The organism is Yersinia ruckeri ATCC 29473 (assembly GCF_000754815.1).
GTDB lineage: Bacteria > Pseudomonadota > Gammaproteobacteria > Enterobacterales > Enterobacteriaceae > Yersinia > Yersinia ruckeri.
In genome coordinates this window covers 508,999-527,858 of sequence record NZ_KN150747.1, presented here as the reverse complement: position 1 = coordinate 527,858, position 18,860 = coordinate 508,999, and the positions used below count along the sequence as shown (strand labels likewise).

The following is an 18,860-nucleotide window of genomic DNA, read 5'->3' as shown; positions in this document are numbered from 1 at the left end:
AAGAGCCAACAGCTTCAATCATCGGCAAAATACGCTACACTGGTGGCCGATTAATGGCGATCTTCATTTAAATTACATTGCGGTGATAAGTACTATGGCAAATAAAGCCTCTGCGTTACACATCCTGGTTGATGATGAAAAACAGGCAAATGATATTCTGGCACAACTGAATAACGGTGCTAATTTCCAAGAGTTAGCGAAGAAACACTCTAACTGCCCGTCCAAACGTAACGGCGGCGATCTGGGTGAATTCAATAAAGGCGATATGGTGCCAGCATTTGATAAAGCGGTTTTCAGCTGCGAATTGCTACAACCATACGGCCCAGTAAAAACCCAATTTGGTTATCACATCATTAAGGTGCTGTACCGCAGCTGATTTTGCTTCGCGCAGAGCAGACAATGAAAAACCGGCTATTCGCGCCGGTTTTTTTATTCAGTCGATCAGTCTGCACGACCCAATGTCAAAATGGGCGGCTAGCGGCTTAATTAGCCGGCAACTGCAATTCGCTTCATATCCTTCATATATCCACGCAACTTATGGCCCACAGCTTCGATTGGATGATTGCGGATAGCTTCATTCACGTCACGCAATTGCGCGTTATCGACTGCGCTACCAGCGACACTTTTGCCCAAGTCTCCGGCTTGCAGTGAATCCATAAACTTGGCTTTCAACAATGGGACAGCAGCGTTAGCAAACAGGTAGTTGCCGTATTCTGCGGTATCGGAGATCACCACGTTCATTTCATACAGACGTTTACGGGCGATGGTGTTGGCAATCAATGGCAGCTCGTGCAGTGATTCGTAGTAGGCTGACTCTTCGATGATGCCTGAATCTACCATAGTTTCAAACGCCAATTCGACACCTGCTTTTACCATCGCAATCATCAGTACGCCGTGGTCGAAATACTCTTGCTCAGAGATTTTTCCTTCATATTGCGGGGCATTCTCAAAAGCGCTTTTGCCCGTTTCTTCGCGCCAATTCAACAGTTTCACGTCATCTTCTGCCCAGTCTGCCATCATACCGCTGGAGAATGCGCCAGAAATAATGTCATCCATGTGCTTTTGGAACAACGGAGCCATGATGTCTTTCAGTTGTTCGGACAATGCATAAGCCCGCAATTTTGCCGGATTGGACAGGCGATCCATCATTAAGGTGATCCCGCCCTGCTTCAGGGCTTCGGTGATGGTTTCCCAGCCGAACTGAATCAATTTTTCCGCGTAGGCTTTATCGGTACCTTCGGCGACCAATTTATCGAAGCACAACAATGATCCCGCCTGTAACATGCCACACAGAATAGTTTGCTCACCCATTAGGTCAGATTTTACTTCCGCCACGAAAGACGATGCCAAAACCCCAGCGCGATGACCACCAGTGGCTGCGGCCCAAGCTTTAGCGATCGCCATGCCTTCCCCTTTCGGGTCGTTTTCCGGGTGAACGGCGATCAGCGTTGGTACGCCAAACCCACGTTTGTATTCTTCACGGACTTCGGTACCTGGGCATTTAGGCGCAACCATCACGACGGTGATATCTTTACGGACTTGCTCACCCACTTCCACGATATTAAAGCCGTGGGAATAGCCCAGTGCTGCACCGTCTTTCATTAACGGCTGTACCGCCCGTACGACGGCAGAATGCTGCTTGTCGGGTGTCAGGTTAACCACTAAATCAGCCTGAGGAATCAGTTCTTCATAAGTACCGACTTTAAAACCGTTCTCGGTTGCTTGATGCCATGAAGCACGCTTCTCGGCGATTGCTTCTTTACGCAGGGCATAGGCCACGTCCAGACCTGAGTCACGCATGTTCAGCCCCTGGTTCAAGCCTTGAGCACCACAACCCACGATCACCACTTTCTTGCCTTTCAGGTAACTCGCTTCATCAGCAAATTCTTCACGCCCCATAAAGCGACATTTGCCCAATTGCGCCAACTGCTGACGCAGGTTCAATGTGTTGAAATAGTTAGCCATGGTGGTACTCCGTTCGATGTTGTGTTGCGTTATTTTCACCTCCCCCAATCTATGTGAGGGATTCTCTTGAATTCACTATATGTCAGGAAATCCGTTGCTGAAATTGATATATTTACAAGGTGTCGTTGCAGATTTTGCAATATGCCTATTTCGTTAATCACGAGAACTGTCATTATGGATTTACGCGATCTGAAATTGTTTTTGCATCTGGCGGAAAGCTGCCATTTTGGCCGCTCGGCTAAAGCTATGCACGTCAGTCCGTCTACCCTCTCCCGCCAAATTCAGCGGCTGGAAGAAACCATTGGGCAGCCGCTATTTTTACGGGATAACCGCACAGTGCAGCTCACCGATGCGGGCACTCAGTTAAAAGCATTCGCTCAACAAACTTTATTGCAATATCAGCAATTACGCCACGCGTTAGGCCAGCATGGGCCATCTCTCAACGGCGAACTTCGGTTATTTTGCTCGGTAACGGCGGCTTATAGCCATTTGCCGCCAATACTGGATCGTTTCCGCGCTGAGCACCCATTGGTGGAGATAAAACTAACAACTGGCGACGCCGCTGATGCTGTGGATAAAGTGCAATCCAATGAAGCCGACTTGGGTATCGCTGGCCGCCCTGAAGTCCTGCCGAATACGGTAGAATTCACACAAATCGGTGAAATTCCATTGGTTTTAATTGCTCCAGCACTCTCCTGTACCGTACGTTCGCAAGTGGCCGAAGCCCATCCTGATTGGGCCAATATTCCCTTTATCCTGCCAGAACACGGCCCATCACGAAAACGAATTGATTTGTGGTTCCGCCGTCACCGGATTACCAATCCGATGATTTACGCGACGGTGTCCGGTCATGAAGCGATTGTATCAATGGTCGCTCTCGGCTGCGGTATCGCATTGATTCCAGAAGTGGTAGTGGAAAATAGCCCAGAACCGGTACGCAGCCGAATTTCTCTACTCGATAATATTTCACTGGTCGAGCCTTTCGAGTTAGGCGTTTGTGTACAGAAAAAACGATTAAACGAGCCATTGATTCAAGCCTTTTGGCGGGTTTTATAACACAGCACTAAAAACAGAAAAGGCAGAGTTTCCCCTGCCTTTAACGAATTAATACTTTGCCAACTCAGTTTAACAAGCGCCTTTGTCCTCCCAAACCAGACCCCAGCCAGTACCGTCTCCCGTTTTGTCCGTTACGGATAAGTCACCCGGAACGGCATCGGCGGCAACCCACCATTTGCTGGTATAAATACGACCCTCTTTGCTGACCGTAACTTGGCCGTTATAGCTCTGTTGCTGCCAGGATGGCGCACTACACTGCTGCGCAGCGACAGTCTGTGGCTCGGTGGTTGGTTTTGACTGGATATCCATCGCCAGTTCATCTCGAACCACAGTGTCACACTCACCCTGGTCTTCCCAAACTTTGCCCCAATCCGTGCCATTGCCAGTGGTATCGGTGACTAGCTCATCACCCGGTATAGCTTCCGCACCCGCCCACCACTTGCTGACATAAACATTGCCATCTTTGCTGACTTTACTCCCGCCAACATAAGAAGTACGGCTCCATGCTACTACGTTGCACTGCGCTGGCTTTTCCTCCAGCTTTATCGGTTTAGCCTGATCAACAAATTCATTGCTTAAATATTGGCTACCATCGTAGCTCTCAAGATATTCCCAACTTTTATTACTGGCTTGATTACTCGGGAAATACCAATAAGATGAATTTATTAGGCGGAAATAATCCCGCGTCTTTGCGTGCGGGTTGTCGTAAAGATAATACGATCCTGGAGCGCCCCTCAGTGAATCCCGATCCCAAAGGTTAAAATCCGTCTCCATTTGATAACGTTGTTTGACTATCTCAGTATAAGCTTCACGCGCCGAGACATTTTTCCCAGCCGTTTTTAATTGAATGGAACTGGCCAGTCTCATCGCCATATTATTATCACTGACGGTGACAGGGACTGACAGCATGGCATTTTGTAAAGCATTACGTGGAGCGCGTAACGTTATTTCTTTGCCGTTATCCGCAATAATCTCAACACCAGCCGGAATATCCCATTGATAAGTCAGTACTGATGCTGGTCGGTTTGTTACATCAACTGAAACGGTGAAGACTTCACCCGCATTGACCGTTTCCGGCAATTGCACATTACCGGTGATATTTTGTTGTGACAGTGGGTAAGAGAATAAGATGTGGCTATCTTTATTCCGCCAAATTGGCACTTCCAGAACCTGTAAGTTCATGGTTCGTAATTGCTCGCGGGTTTCCTTGCTCGGTTTCATTCCCCATGCCTGGAAGAATTGGCTCAGGTTAAATCCTGAAACTCGGCTGGTTTCCTGAATAAAGAGTTGTTTTTTCTGTTCATTATCTTTTGGCCACTCGGCAGGAGGCAGCGTTCGATAACGATCTCCAAGACGTTGGTAAAAATCCTGACCAAAGGCCAAATCCAACTGCCAGAACATACCTAAACGAACAAATACATCGCCATCTTCATATACATGGCCTTTCTTATTCAAAAATTCGTTTATCGCATCCCAACGTGAATCGACTTCCAAACGCGAAGTACCATTCAGCGCCCGCTGGACATACAAGGACGTCAGGTTAACCGTTGTTTCTACATCATTATCAAAGGTCCAAGCTGGCATTTGATAGTGATGTCCCAACTCATGCCACGGCCCCCAGCCATTATTTTGTAGTTTCTGGGTATTAATCACTTCCGCAATACCCGAAGCATTGGAGCCCAGCCAATAATCCGAGGCTGACATATAACCCGCCGTGTTATCAGGTTTACTAACGAACTGGTACTGGAACGGGGTTGTGCGATGTGGGAAGGATCTATCATTCCCTAGCCCGAACTGTTCTTCGGCCAGTTCAACAATCCGATCCCACAGTGTCAATACACCTTCAGGATCGGTTGCCTGCTGCCGCATATCATCAATCGGCATGGTAAGAATCATGCGCTTGCCCACCAGTTCGGCGAAAGGTGCATCGCCAAATTTCACTAGCTGCGCTTGCCAATCTTCAGCGGTATTTTCGCCCAAGATAAAACGAGGCATAGGCTTGCCGCCCTCCAGCAGATTAACCGTTATCTCACTGCTACCTGGCTGGTTAGTGGCGGTAAAATAAATCGGCCCTGTATTCTCCACCTCAATTTCATTGATACCGGGTTGCAGTTTAACCACTTGGTGATCAAACTTCGTTTCATCCCCTTTAGTGACGGGCACAATCCAGAGCTCCGGCAAAACATCAATCTCTTCACCCTGATGCTGGTAATCAATGCGCAGACTATCGCCTTTATTCGCCCAGAAACCGCTGGATTGCGTCGGATGGGTAAACATATGGCGGCGGTGCTGTTCATTAAGAGAGACCGGAGAACCATTCTGAACTACACGAATTTGTCGTGATGCTTCAGCGATATTATTTTTCGCCATTTCAGCATGCTGAACTGACATATTGATCGGAACATCTGAAATGGCAGCAGATAACGTAGAAGAGAAACCTAAAGATAATAATAAGCTTAAAGCAATAGGTGTCGTACGTAATACAGGATGTAACATATAGCTATCTCCAGATAGCATTCAATTCCAAAAATATGTTGATGAAAATTGAATTAAGTTAAGAGTGAGTTTATGAGGGAAGTATTTTAGTGCATCCACTCTTAGCTCAGTCTCTAGACTAATATAGAACCAATAAAAATCGAAAAAAGTAGCAGAAATTAATAGTAAATAAGGATAAAGAGCATGGTTAACCAGTCTTATTCATTAAGGATAAATAAGGCGTGAATATTAAAATGCTAGAGTCACAAAAAATAAGGGAGGCGATTAGCCTCCCGATAATAGACATTGGAAAAACTAACCGGCTAAAAAGAATCTGAATGCTGGGTTACTGGTTTCATCATGGCAGATATAACCCAACGCCGTCAGATGTTGTTCAAATTCAGGCTCGGTTTCCGATAGCTCGAAACCCGCCAGTACCCGCCCAAAATCTGTACCATGACTACGATAGTGAAACAGGGAAATATTCCAGTGTGTTCCCAACGTATGAAGGAATTTTAGCAACGCACCCGGTGACTCGGGGAATTCAAAGCTATACAGACGTTCCCGCAATGGTTTGGAGGGACGCCCACCCACCATATAGCGTACATGCAGTTTAGCCATTTCATCATCAGATAAATCCACTACCTGATAACCATCAGTTTGCAGTTGGCTGATAATTTCACTTCGCTCGACATAACCGCGAGTCAACCGAACACCGACAAAAATGCAGGCGTTATCCGCATCCGCATAGCGATAATTGAACTCGGTCACTGCCCGGCCACCCAATAACTGGCAGAAACGCAGGAAACTGCCCTTTTGCTCGGGAATAGTCACGGCCAACAGCGCTTCTCGTTGTTCACCCAGTTCGCAGCGCTCGGAAACATAACGTAAACCATGGAAGTTTACGTTGGCACCCGAAAGCACATGAGCCAGACGTTCACCCTGAATATTATGCTGCTGAACATATTTTTTCAGCCCCGCTAATGCCAGCGCACCAGCAGGCTCGGCAATCGCACGCACATCTTCGAAAATATCTTTAACCGCAGCGCAAATAGCATCGCTGTCGACGGTAATCACATCATCTAGATATTCCTGGCACAAACGAAAAGTTTCATCGCCAATACGCTTTACCGCAACGCCTTCAGCAAACAGCCCGACACGATCCAAATCTACCGGTTTTCCTGCTTCTAACGCTGCTTTCAGGCAGGCTGAGTCTTCGGCTTCGACACCAATAACTTTAATCTGCGGCATTAACTGTTTGATAAGTACCGCTACGCCAGCAGCCAAGCCACCACCGCCAACTGGAACAAAGATCCGATCAAGATGAGCATCCTGCTGCAACAGCTCCATCGCCAATGTCCCTTGTCCGGCAATGACGGCCGGGTGATCAAATGGCGGCACAAAGGTGTAGCCCTGCTGTTGGGCAATCTCTATCGCTTTGGCTTTGGCTTCATCAAAATTGGCACCAAATAGCAGTATCTCCCCACCAAAATTACGCACCGCATCCACTTTAATATCTGCGGTAGCCACCGGCATCACAATCAGTGATTTAATACCCAACTTGCTAGCGGAAAGAGCTACACCTTGCGCATGATTACCGGCCGAAGCCGTCACGACACCACAGGCTTTCTGCGCTTCATTCAAGCCCGCCAGCATCGCGTAGGCACCACGTAGCTTAAAGCTGTGCACTGGATGGCGATCTTCTCGCTTAACCAAAATGGTATTGCCCAAACGGGACGATATTTTTTCCATTTTCTGTAAGGGCGTAACTTGCGTGACTTCATACACTGGGGCGCGCAGCACCGCCCTTAAATATTCTGCGCCGCTGGGCGCATCAGGTAACACTTGAGATTCTGCCATAACGGTTAGCCTCCCAGCTTGCTTTTGTCGCGTACCGCACCTTTGTCAGCACTGGTCGCCAGTGAGGCATAAGCGCGCAGTGCGTAGGAAACCTGACGTTCGCGAGAAGTCGGTGTCCACGCCGCATTACCACGAGACAATTCAGCTTCACGGCGAGCCGCCAGTTCAGCATCAGACACATCTAGCGCCATACTCCGCTGCGGGATATCGATATCAATCATATCGCCATCGCGCACCAGGCCAATCACACCGCCGCTGGCCGCTTCTGGCGAAACGTGGCCGATAGACAAACCCGAAGTACCACCTGAGAAGCGTCCATCGGTGATCAAGGCACAACTTTTCCCCAGCCCCATGGATTTGAGGTAAGTGGTTGGATACAACATTTCTTGCATACCCGGCCCACCTTTTGGTCCTTCGTAGCGGATCACCACGACGTCACCAGCAATCACTTTACCGCCCAAAATCGCGTCAACCGCATCATCCTGGCTTTCATAGACTTTGGCCGGACCGCGGAAAGTCAGGCTTTCTTTATCCACACCCGCCGTTTTAACGATACAGCCGTTCTCGGCTACGTTGCCGTACAGCACCGCTAAGCCACCATCCTGACTGTAAGCATATTCACGGGTACGAATACAGCCATCCTGACGGTCAGTATCCAATGATGGATAACGGCAATCCTGCGAGAAAGCTTTGGTGGTTCGGATTCCCGCCGGGCCCGCGGCATACATACTTTTCACGCTTTCATCATCGGTAAGCATGACATCGTAAGCGTTTAAGGTTTCCGGTAGGCTAAGCCCCAATACGTTACGCACTTCGCGATTCAGTAATCCAGCGCGGTCCAACTCACCTAAAATCCCTACGACACCACCAGCACGGTGAACATCTTCCATATGGTATTTTTGTGTACTGGGTGCCACTTTGCACAGATGTGGCACTTTGCGCGACAGGCGGTCAATATCTGTCATGCTGAAATCGATATCTCCTTCCTGCGCCGCAGCCAACAGATGCAGAACCGTGTTAGTAGAACCACCCATGGCGATATCCAGTGTCATGGCATTTTCAAACGCGGCCTTATTGGCGATATTGCGCGGCAAGGCGCTCACATCCTCTTGTTCATAATAACGTTTGGTCAGCTCAACGATATGCTTGCCAGCATCAAGGAATAATTGTTTACGATCGGCGTGAGTCGCCAGTAATGAACCGTTACCCGGCAATGCCAGACCCAGCGCTTCATTCAGACAATTCATCGAGTTGGCGGTAAACATACCGGAGCAGGAACCACAGGTCGGGCAGGCGGAGCGTTCGATCTGCGCGCTCTCTTCATCACTGACATGCGGGTTCGCGCCCTGGATCATTGCATCGATCAAATCCAGCTTGATGATTTTGTCTGACAGCTTGGTTTTTCCGGCCTCCATCGGGCCACCAGAAACAAAGATTACCGGGATATTTAAACGCAGGGACGCCATCAGCATGCCCGGAGTGATCTTGTCGCAGTTCGAAATGCACACCATGGCATCGGCACAGTGTGCATTGACCATGTATTCCACCGAATCGGCAATCAGTTCCCGCGAAGGCAAAGAATAGAGCATGCCGCCGTGTCCCATGGCGATCCCGTCATCCACAGCAATGGTGTTAAATTCTTTGGCAACCCCACCAGATGCTTCGATTTGCTCTGCCACCAGTTTGCCTAAGTCGCGCAAATGAACGTGACCGGGTACAAACTGGGTAAATGAGTTAACCACCGCAATAATCGGCTTGCCGAAGTCATCATCGGTCATACCCGTGGCACGCCACAGAGCACGGGCACCCGCCATATTGCGGCCATGAGTAGTGGTATGGGAACGGTACTTAGGCATTATCTCTTCACTCCAGTGTATTTTGTATGGCAGATAGCGAACGAACTACCTGCTGAACCTGTCGGTCTTATTTATTTTTATTGTGGATTTATTGGATCCAGCCAACCGTATTTATCTTCGGTTTCGCCGGTAAACAGACCAAAGAACGCCTGTTGAATCCGCTCAGTTATAGGTCCGCGTTTACCTATACCAACCTGAATACCATCAACGCTACGTACTGGAGTGATTTCTGCTGCCGTGCCAGACATAAAGACTTCGTCTGCCAGATACAGCGATTCGCGGGACAATACTTGCTCACGCACTTCCAGACCCATATCTTTTGCCAGCTTAATAATGGCATCGCGGGTAATACCTGGCAGAGCCGATGATGTGAACGGTGGGGTGTACAACACGCCATCTTTCACTTCAAACAGGTTTTCGCCCGCGCCTTCGGACAAGAAGCCGTGGATATCCAGAGCAATCCCTTCCTGATAGCCGTGACGACGCGCTTCGCTACCCACCAACAAGGAAGACAAATAGTTACCACCGGCTTTAGCGGCAGTTGGGATGGTATTGGCTGCGACACGATTCCAAGAGGAAACCATCGCATCAATCCCCTGCGCCAGCGCTTCTTCACCCAGATAAGCTCCCCACGGGAAAGCGGCAATAATGACGTCCGTTTTATAGCCATCCGGCGGATTCACGCCCATGCCCACATCACCAATAAACACTAACGGGCGGATATAAGCGCTGGTCAGCTTATTTTCACGCAATGTCTGGCGACAAGCTTCCATCAATTCATCGACCGATTGGGATACCGGCATACGATAAATCTTGGCGGAATCGCGTAAACGTTGCATATGTTCACGATGACGGAATACGACTGGGCCTTTATGTTTGGTTTCGTAGCAACGAACCCCTTCAAAAACGGATGTTCCGTAATGCAACGCGTGAGACATGACGTGAACTTTAGCGTCAGCCCACGGAACCATCTCGCCGTTAAACCAAATATAGTCAGCTTTCTTAGTCATTCTGTACGTTCCTTCTAGCGCTTCAGGCGCGGATTTGTAATGTGGTAGGCTGCTGAACCTCTACGCAGGCAACATCCATCAACTTGTTCAGCTGCGAAGACAGTAAGTCTACGGAGCGTAGGCTGGCAACGGTCAATTCAATATTTATCTTATCGGCATTCAGCATCGGTGACATATTCATAGCACAAACCTGAAAACCACGGTGACGCACGACGCGCAATACTCGCTCTAGCATTTCAGGACGGAAGCGGGCTTGGATCGAGAGTTGATGTTGCATCATGATATTTTCTCCAGCATGGTTTCGTTACCTGCGCCTGGCGGAACGAGCGGCCAGACATTCTCGAGTTCGTCGATAGAAACCTGAAGCAGATACGGCCCGGTGCTGTTAAACAACGCGTCCAGTGCGGCATCGACTTGGTCTTTGCGGGTGATTCGTTGGCCGGGAATATCAAAAGCGCTGGCCAACATGATAAAATCGGGGTTATCGGATAAATTGGTTTCACTGTAGCGACCATCAAAAAACAACTGCTGCCACTGGCGAACCATACCCAAGCGCTGGTTATCCAATAAAACGATTTTCAACGGTAATTGTTTGCGTTTTATCGTCCCCAACTCTTGAACATTCATCATAAAAGAGCCGTCACCGGACACGCAGATCACCATGTCATCTCGCCGAGCCATCTGAGCACCCACCGCGGCCGGAATACCAAACCCCATAGTCCCCAAACCGCTGGAGGTAATAAAATTCTCCGGGCGAGTGAAAGACATATGCTGGGCGGTCCACATTTGGTGCTGCCCCACATCGGTGGTCACCACAGTTTCAGGGTCTTTACGGTCGGAAATCTGTTTCAGTAATAACGGCGCATAAATTGCCTGACCTGGATGGTCGTAGCGCCAGCAGTGTTGCTGCTTCAATGCCATCACTTGCTCGCGCCACGGCTGAATCGACAACGGCTGCTGCAACGCAGGCAGCAAGGTTTTCAAATCGCCCTGTAACGCCACCTGAGCCTGACGCAATTTACCTAATTCGACCGGATCAATATCCATATGAATAACTTTGGCTTTCGGAGCAAATGCGTTCAGTTTTCCGGTTACCCGATCGTCGAAACGGGCACCGACGACAATCAATAAATCGCATTCCTGTACCGCCAGATTAGCCGCTTTGGTGCCATGCATTCCCAACATACCTAAATAACAAGGATGATGGGTATCTGGCGCACCCAGGCCTTTCAGGGTGGCAACGGCTGGAATATCCGTTTCAGCGATAAAGGCGCGCAAAACTGGCACCGCCTGAGCCATGCCAACGCCACCACCGACATACAGAATCGGCTTACTGGCGGCGCTTAACAGCTCGTAAGCCTGCTGACGTTCGACTCTGGAGTCCAGAAAGTGCTCTTCAACTGGCATTAAATGGGGAGGCAACTCGCCAACGGCCAATTGAATATCCTTAGGAATATCGATTAAAACCGGGCCAGGGCGACCACTACTGGCAATGGCAAAAGCTTCGGCCATAATGCCTGGCAGAGCGTCTAACGACTCCACTAAAAAACTGTGTTTGGTACAGGCCAAAGACAGACCCAAGACGTCGATCTCCTGAAAAGCATCGGTACCGATTAACGCTGAGCCAACTTGGCCAGTGATGGCAATCAGCGGAACAGAATCCAGCAGAGCATCGGCTAAACCCGTGATTAAATTGGTGGCTCCAGGGCCAGATGTGGCGATACATACCCCGATTTTTCCCGTTGCTCGGGCATAACCAATCGCTGCCATCGCGGCTCCTTGCTCATGGCGGCACAGTAGATGTTCAACACCGCCGTCATACAAGGCATCATAGACTGGCATAATTGCCCCACCTGGGTAGCCGAATACCGTCTCAACCCCTTGCGCACGTAGTGCTTGAACCACCCACTGAGCACCATTCATAGTTATCTCCCTGAACTTTTGCGAGCCACACAGGATTTTATTCTGTTGTGCATTTTATGTTCCCCGCGTCTGATTAACGGCCAATAAAAAACCCCCGGACCTTTCGGTGCGGGGGTTTTCTTGAGATTAAGGCTTGATTTCTATGCCTTTCTTCGTCCAAGTGCAGCCCCGCACGGTGGGATAATAATCACCACCACGCTAATTAGGACTAGGTTAATCACTTGGACCAGAGCTTTCATAATTGGTTGTTCACATGTCTATTGTCGAACGAATACCTACAGAGTTATCACAGTCATTATCATTGTGACAATGTTTTTTTAAAAAATAATGATGTGAACTAAGGCTACAATTACAACAATAATGTTAATTATCAATCCGTAAGTGACGTATTTACTTTTTCATCTAATGTGGGGGGAATGCTGTCGGCATAACCTCTTTTTTCCAAATCCACAGGTGAAATATTTGATTGTCTAGCCATTTCACACTCAACCTTGTTCCATATTCTGCGTATGACTCCGCAGAATTGATGTCTTCCTCACGCATTGTGTCGATAGTTTTCGCGTTCTCTCGCAAGCTAAAAATGTCGACAGTGACGAAATACCTCCATCAGGCAATATGCCGATATCACGAAGGAGGAAAAGCATTATGTCACTGGCCGTCATCCATACCCGAGCAACCATTGGCGTGCAAGCTCCGCCAGTAACCATTGAGGTACATATCAGCAACGGCTTACCGGGGTTGACTCTCGTCGGCTTGCCTGAAACCACGGTGAAAGAAGCACGAGATCGGGTGCGTAGTGCGTTGTTAAACAGCGGTTTTACCTTTCCGGCCAGACGAATTACGATCAGTCTGGCTCCGGCAGATTTACCCAAAGAGGGTGGTCGTTATGACTTACCCATTGCTCTGGCCATACTGGCAGCCTCTGAGCAGATCCCCACAGATACATTACACCAATATGAATTCTTGGGTGAGCTGGCCTTGTCAGGCGCTTTACGCAGCGTTAGCGGTGCGATTTCAGCGGCATTAGCCAGTGCAGGTGAATCTCGCCAGATGATACTCCCCTATGCGAATGCCACAGAAGTGGGTTTGATAACCGCAGGAAATAGCCTAGTCGCAGAACACTTGCTGGCAGTCTGCGGATTCTTGCGAGGAGAAAACTCGCTCTCCCCCGGAATACCAGCCAGCGAACCATCCGATGAGGACAACTCGCTCGACCTGCAAGACATCATCGGACAACAACAAGCAAAGCGTGCGTTGGAAGTGGCAGCTGCAGGTGGACATAACCTGCTACTGCTCGGCCCTCCAGGCACGGGTAAAACCATGCTGGCTAGCCGTTTAAATGGTTTATTGCCACCATTAAGCAATGAAGAAGCCTTGGAAACGGCATCAATTACCAGTTTGCTACAAGGGAATCACATCCCTATCCACTGGCGAAAAAGACCGTTTCGCTCTCCTCACCATAGCGCTTCTATGGCAGCACTTATCGGCGGTGGGTCGATACCACGCCCCGGAGAAATATCTTTGGCACACAATGGCGTACTATTTCTGGATGAACTGACTGAATTCGAACGTAAGGTGCTGGACTCATTACGTGAGCCGCTGGAGTCAGGAGAAATCATTATTTCGCGAGCGACAGCCAAGGTCTGTTTTCCCGCTAAGATACAGCTGATTGCAGCCATGAATCCAAGCCCGAGCGGTCACTATCAGGGGGTACACAATCGTGCTCAGCCACAGCAAATTTTACGCTATCTAGCCAAACTTTCGGGGCCGTTTCTCGACAGATTCGACCTATCTATTGAAGTGCCTTTACTACCCAAAGGGCTGCTACGGGAACAGAAAAATAGCGGGGAAAATAGCAAAACAGTCAGGCAACGGGTATTGCTGGCAAGAGAAAGGCAACTGAGTCGAGCAGGTAAGATCAATGCCCACCTAACCAGTAAAGATGTAGCCAAATTTTGTGCTGTATCTCCACAAGAAGCACTATTTCTTGAACAGGTTTTACTTAAACTTGGCTTATCGGTACGCGCCTGGCACCGTATTTTAAAGGTGGCGCGTACACTGGCCGATCTCGCCCAACAAGATCATATCCAAAAACCACACATATCAGAGGCTTTGAGTTACCGTTGTATGGATAGATTATTATTACAACTACATAAAGCTCTGATATGAAAATGGGGCTCACGCCCCATTTTCATTAATCATCGCTGTCGACATAGTCTTCTGTCGCATCAGCCTGTGGCTTCCCGCCAGATAGCGTATGGAAACGCTTTGGACGCCGGATACGGGTAATATATTTGGACCATACTTTCTCAGCATCACTGACTGGGTCACGTTCGCCACGGCAAACGGCAACGAACAGTTGCTCTTCTTCATTTGCTGGCTCACGTTTGCCTAAATCAAGCTCATTGAAGGCATAGCCGTGCCGCTCTAGTAATTGCGCCTCTTTAATGGTGAAATCACCGTGGCGCGAAAAACCGCGAGGATAGTGTTTGTTATCAAAAAATCGATTAGTCGTGATGAAGCTATCCGTCATCTGACACGCTCCTAGTTCTGTCATGGTCGTGCTGTTTATGGCGCGGAGTATTAGATAGGCTTGACATTGTGTAAAACAAAACATTTAAATCTTAACGACAAAAAAAATTGGAGATAGGTTTGGATACCGAATTGCTGAAAACCTTTTTGGAGGTCAGTAGAACTCGCCACTTTGGCCGCGCAGCGGAATCTTTGTACTTAACACAGTCAGCAGTGAGTTTTCGTATTCGCCAGTTGGAAAATCAATTAGGTGCGAATTTATTCACTCGCCACCGCAATAATATTCGTCTGACACCAGCCGGCGAGCGCTTGGTTCCTTATGCCGAAACACTGATGAATACCTGGCAACAAGCCAAAAAAGAAGTGGTTCATTCTCTACAGCACACCGAGCTATCTATTGGAGCTACAGCATCCCTGTGGGAAGCTTACCTTACTCCGTGGCTCCAGTTGCTTTACACGCAGCGAGAAGGGCTCAGGCTTGAAGCTCGTATAGCGCTGCGCCAATCGTTAGTTAAGCAGTTACATGAACGACAGTTGGATCTGCTAATTACTACAGAGCCACCAAAAATGGACGAACTAGCCAGCCAACTACTCGGCAATTTTTCATTGAAACTATTTTCATCTGGTCAGCACGACGCGAATGATGAAATACCCTATATCAAACTGGAATGGGGTGCAGATTTTCATCAACAGGAAAATAAACTATTAGACAGTGAACAAATGCCCGTGCTAACGACAACCTCAGCTCATCTCACCCGCCAATTACTGGACACCACCAACGCCTGTGCTTTCTTACCGGAACACTGGCAAAAAGACTATCCACAGCTCAAACCAAATTTGGACATTCCGCCAATTATTCGCCCAATGTACGCCGTATGGTTACAAAACAGCGATCAGCAAATATTAATCCGCCAGTTATTGAAAACCCCAATAAATTACGCTACCTAAGACACGACAAGGAGTTAATCGAGACAGACTTAGCTGACTATAGGTAAATCATATAAAATGCGCTTAACGCCTTTTGGCGTGACGATAGCGCTAAATAACAAGATGCCAATGACCGTCTTTGCCCACTATGGGCAAACTTAGCTAATTATCAAACGTGATATAAATCTGGATCAATTCGCCAAATTACATGCCAACCACAAGCTTATAATTAACATTGTGTCATTGCCCGTAATGAGATGGTCACCCCACCTTGTGAGCAGTACGCTGGTAGGGTGTAATTCTCTTGAGGGTTACATCATGCAAAACGCCACGCTTATTGGTATTGACCTGGGTAAACATTCCTTTCACATTCATTAGCAGGGTCAGCAAGTCCATGCTCTTCTACGTAAGATCTTCTGCATAAGGAGTTTTTCCCGCATTCAACTCACCACTTTTCTTGCAACCTACCCGATCTGTGCCTTGGTAATGGAGTTCTGTGCGAGTGCGTATTATATGGCACGAACCGTATCTCTGTTGGGCCACTAGGTGAAATTGATCACGTCACAATTTGTCCGGCCGTTTGTCAAAAGTAACCAGAACGATTTTGTTGATGCTGAAGCTATCTGCGAAGCAGCCTCCCATCCCTCTATGCGCTTTATGACCGCCGAACAGGCGACCAGCAGACAATGTCTGCTCGACACCGGGTCAGAGATTGGCAATCCCCCCGAAAAACCGGTGTATTTATAAGTAGAATTTTCTCGTAATCTGAACTGGGGAGATCTCTATGAAAAAATCACGTTTTACTGACAGCCAGATCATGTCCATCCTGAAGCAAGCCGAGGCCGGAACACCTGTGACCGAACTGTGCCGCGAGCATGGCATGAGCAATGCCAGTTTCTATAAGTGGCGTTCTCGTTTTGGCGGTATGGACGCCTCCATGATGACCCGTCTGAAAGAACTGGAAGACGAAAACCGTCGCCTCAAAAAAATGTATGCTGAAGAACGGCTCAAAGCCGAAATCATTCAGGAGGCCATGGCAAAAAAGTGGTGACGCCATCGCGTCGAAAGCAGATGGCACAGGATGCGGTCAGAAACCGAAACGTCAGTGTGCGTTTTGCCTGCCAGTTGTTTGTTGTCAGCGAAAGCTGTTATCGCTATCAGCCTCATCTGAATGAAGAAAATGATCTCATTGCTGACTGGTTGCTCCGCATCACTGACAGTCAGCGCAACTGGGGATTTGGCCTGTGTTTTTTATACCTGCGTAATGTCAAAGGCTTCCGGTTCAACCACAAAAGGGTATACCGGATTTACTGCGAGTTGTCGCTGAACATGCGAATAAAGCCGAAGAAACGACTGAAACGGGATAAACCTGAACCGCTGGTAGTGCCTGAAAACAGAAACGAATGCTGGTCGATGGACTTCATGCATGATCAGCTATCGGATGGTCGTTCAGTCCGTTTACTGAATGTTATTGACGACTTTAATCGTGAAGCGCTGGCAATTGAGGTGGATTTCTCCCTGCCCGCGAGTCGGGTAATCAGAACGCTCGAACAACTCATTGAGTGGAAAGGGAAACCGACAGCAATACGGTGTGATAACGGGCCGGAATATACGGGCAAGATGCTGATGTCATGGGCGGTTCATCAGAATATAACCCTTCGTTTTATTCAGCCCGACAAACCTCAGCAGAATGCCTATATTGAGCGATATAACCGGACGGTGCGTTATGACTTGCTGGGGCAGTACCTGTTTACATCACTGGATGAATTGCAGAACTATGCCACTCAGTGGCAATGGTTTTATAATAACGAACGTCCGAATATGGCGTTGAATGGCTACACACCGATGCAGCATATACAGCGTATGGCCTGATTCTACTTATTACCTCCGTTAAAAATGGGGCGATTACCGATTCACTGATATGAGATCGCGTCAAGGCCACTAATAAGATGTATGCCTTTCTTCTGGAGTTCGGCTGGCAACGCCGTGGCAAAACGCCTCTCAGCCGTGTTGGAAGAAAATAAGCGCCCTCCTTACATGGAAAGGCTTCCGACAAGACTTCATCTGCATTACAGCTCACATCAACCGCACCTTAGCATCAGTAACCCTAAGTCTTTTTCACTTAACACTCTTACCTGACTGTAGTAAGCGGAACTTTATTTGAATAAATTTTGATGGTTGAATACCACCTTTTTTCCGCATAATTAGCCCATCAACAGTAGGAACAGCCATATTAGATATCGATTTAACTATTATATTCGCTTCACTGTGGATCATCTCTTTACAGATGTTAAGCACCTATCAATAGAAACGACTTTATCTGCAAACCCAATTTAAAACCCGCTTCTTTGACCGCCTAAATTGCCCGATAACCTCATCACCCCTGCTATTGGATTTCATAAAATAATCGCCAATGATAATCAATAATGAAAGGATTCAGTATGCAGGCATACTTAAGTCTGGGGAATTTCGAGATCAAATAACTAGTAGATTAATGAGTTTTAGTTCAATTCTTAGAAGTAAGAATAATCAGTATCACATAATAGAATAAAAATGGTTCTGTACATAAAAACGCCGAAAAAGTACAGATTAGCAACGTTAGCTATCAATAAATGATCAATCGGCAGTACAGAAGATAAACTATTAGAGGTTTTTTTATACGTATAACGGGTGAGTTTTATTTATAAATGAGATAGGGGATAAGAGAGTATATCTTTGCGTCACGCAAATAAAAAAACCCCTCGCTTTCGCGAAGGGTCATTTATATGGCAGGGGCGGAGAGACTCGAACTCGCGACACCCGGTTTTGGAGACCGGTGCTCTACCAACTGAGCTACGCCCCTAAATAACGCTTAACATTATGCCTGCTAAGATAAGCAGGCATAATTTAGATAAGTGGCGGAACGGACGGGGCTCGAACCCGCGACCCCCTGCGTGACAGGCAGGTATTCTAACCAACTGAACTACCGCTCCACCGATTCTTTTACTTATACTTCCGTATATAATCCCGTTAGGGTCAGCACTTCCCTGCTGTTTAGTCACCAGATCTCACTCTGATCACTTGTGTTTGATGCCTGGCAGTGTCCTACTCTCGCATGGGGAGACCCCACACTACCATCGGCGCTACAACGTTTCACTTCTGAGTTCGGCATGGGTTCAGGTGGGTCCGTCGCGCTATGGCCGCCAGGCAAATTCTGTTTCAATCAACCCGCCATGCATCTCTGCACAACCAGTCAATCCAATCTGGATACTTCGCT

At 48.1% G+C, this 18,860-nt stretch carries 14 protein-coding genes, 2 tRNA genes, 1 rRNA gene and 1 pseudogene; 6 read left to right on the top strand and 12 right to left on the bottom strand.

All coding sequences use genetic code 11. From position 1 onward, the window contains the following. Positions 1 to 94 precede the first annotated feature (94 nt). Positions 95 to 376 carry a peptidylprolyl isomerase PpiC gene (gene ppiC / locus DJ39_RS02370; protein ID WP_004721654.1) on the top strand — a complete coding sequence of 94 codons (282 nt, stop codon included), beginning with the start codon at positions 95 to 97 and terminating at the stop codon, positions 374 to 376. A gap of 110 nt (positions 377 to 486) precedes the next feature. Here ppiC and ilvC read toward each other — a convergent pair whose 3' ends face one another. Further along, positions 487 to 1,965, bottom strand: coding sequence for a ketol-acid reductoisomerase (ilvC, locus tag DJ39_RS02365; RefSeq protein WP_038243100.1), 1,479 nt, complete (start codon positions 1,963 to 1,965; stop codon positions 487 to 489). 174 nt (positions 1,966 to 2,139) lie between these two features. Here ilvC and ilvY point away from each other — a divergent pair, with 174 nt between their 5' ends. Continuing rightward, the gene (gene ilvY, locus DJ39_RS02360) at positions 2,140 to 3,021 is read left to right on the top strand and encodes an HTH-type transcriptional activator IlvY (RefSeq protein WP_004721658.1); all 882 of its coding nucleotides are present in this window, start codon (positions 2,140 to 2,142) and stop codon (positions 3,019 to 3,021) included. Positions 3,022 to 3,090: 69 nt separating this feature from the next. On the opposite strand, the gene DJ39_RS02355 is transcribed toward ilvY, so the two are convergent. The 7 genes from DJ39_RS02355 to ilvL all read right to left on the bottom strand — a co-directional run bounded on the left by DJ39_RS02355 (position 3,091) and on the right by ilvL (position 12,384). Further along, entirely contained in the window at positions 3,091 to 5,517 is a 2,427-nt protein-coding gene (locus DJ39_RS02355) for a M60 family metallopeptidase (protein ID WP_004721661.1), read from the bottom strand. Between the two features lie 294 nt (positions 5,518 to 5,811). After that, positions 5,812 to 7,356 (bottom strand): threonine ammonia-lyase, biosynthetic, encoded by a 1,545-nt coding sequence (gene ilvA, locus DJ39_RS02350; protein WP_004721663.1) that lies wholly within the window; start codon positions 7,354 to 7,356, stop codon positions 5,812 to 5,814. Between the two features lie 5 nt (positions 7,357 to 7,361). Continuing rightward, on the bottom strand, positions 7,362 to 9,212 hold the full coding sequence (gene ilvD / locus DJ39_RS02345; RefSeq protein WP_004721665.1) for a dihydroxy-acid dehydratase: 1,851 nt from the start codon (positions 9,210 to 9,212) through the stop codon (positions 7,362 to 7,364). 77 nt (positions 9,213 to 9,289) lie between these two features. Then, positions 9,290 to 10,222: a branched-chain amino acid transaminase gene (locus DJ39_RS02340; protein ID WP_004721667.1), complete on the bottom strand. Its 933-nt coding sequence runs from the start codon at positions 10,220 to 10,222 to the stop codon at positions 9,290 to 9,292. A gap of 22 nt (positions 10,223 to 10,244) precedes the next feature. Next, entirely contained in the window at positions 10,245 to 10,502 is a 258-nt protein-coding gene (ilvM, locus tag DJ39_RS02335; protein ID WP_038243096.1) for an acetolactate synthase 2 small subunit, read from the bottom strand. Next, complete coding sequence (ilvG, locus tag DJ39_RS02330) at positions 10,499 to 12,145, bottom strand: acetolactate synthase 2 catalytic subunit (protein WP_004721669.1); 1,647 nt, start codon at positions 12,143 to 12,145, stop codon at positions 10,499 to 10,501. Before ilvG ends, ilvM begins: the two co-directional genes overlap by 4 nt. A gap of 140 nt (positions 12,146 to 12,285) precedes the next feature. After that, entirely contained in the window at positions 12,286 to 12,384 is a 99-nt protein-coding gene (gene ilvL, locus DJ39_RS17260) for an ilv operon leader peptide (protein ID WP_071665674.1), read from the bottom strand. Positions 12,385 to 12,790: 406 nt separating this feature from the next. Here ilvL and DJ39_RS02325 point away from each other — a divergent pair, with 406 nt between their 5' ends. Continuing rightward, positions 12,791 to 14,314 (top strand): YifB family Mg chelatase-like AAA ATPase, encoded by a 1,524-nt coding sequence (locus tag DJ39_RS02325; RefSeq protein ID WP_004721670.1) that lies wholly within the window; start codon positions 12,791 to 12,793, stop codon positions 14,312 to 14,314. A gap of 25 nt (positions 14,315 to 14,339) precedes the next feature. Here DJ39_RS02325 and DJ39_RS02320 read toward each other — a convergent pair whose 3' ends face one another. Beyond that, entirely contained in the window at positions 14,340 to 14,678 is a 339-nt protein-coding gene (locus DJ39_RS02320) for a MaoP family protein (RefSeq protein WP_004721673.1), read from the bottom strand. A gap of 119 nt (positions 14,679 to 14,797) precedes the next feature. Here DJ39_RS02320 and hdfR point away from each other — a divergent pair, with 119 nt between their 5' ends. The 3 genes and pseudogenes from hdfR to DJ39_RS02305 all read left to right on the top strand — a co-directional run bounded on the left by hdfR (position 14,798) and on the right by DJ39_RS02305 (position 17,476). Continuing rightward, positions 14,798 to 15,625 carry an HTH-type transcriptional regulator HdfR gene (hdfR, locus tag DJ39_RS02315; protein WP_038251126.1) on the top strand — a complete coding sequence of 276 codons (828 nt, stop codon included), beginning with the start codon at positions 14,798 to 14,800 and terminating at the stop codon, positions 15,623 to 15,625. Positions 15,626 to 15,922: 297 nt separating this feature from the next. After that, positions 15,923 to 16,317 (top strand): annotated as a pseudogene (locus DJ39_RS17690) (transposase); the annotation flags it as partial. Positions 16,318 to 16,388: 71 nt separating this feature from the next. Then, positions 16,389 to 17,476 (top strand): IS3 family transposase gene (locus tag DJ39_RS02305; protein WP_115369940.1). Its coding sequence is split into 2 segments (ribosomal slippage): positions 16,389 to 16,641 and positions 16,641 to 17,476, totalling 1,089 coding nucleotides; the frame shifts between segments, so codons are not numbered across the junction. 894 nt (positions 17,477 to 18,370) lie between these two features. Here the strand turns inward: DJ39_RS02305 and DJ39_RS02300 are convergent. The 3 genes from DJ39_RS02300 to rrf form a co-directional block, all read right to left on the bottom strand. Further along, positions 18,371 to 18,446, bottom strand: a tRNA-Trp gene (locus DJ39_RS02300). 53 nt (positions 18,447 to 18,499) lie between these two features. Beyond that, positions 18,500 to 18,576, bottom strand: a tRNA-Asp gene (locus tag DJ39_RS02295). 99 nt (positions 18,577 to 18,675) lie between these two features. Then, positions 18,676 to 18,791 (bottom strand): 5S ribosomal RNA (rrf, locus tag DJ39_RS02290). Positions 18,792 to 18,860 lie beyond the last annotated feature (69 nt).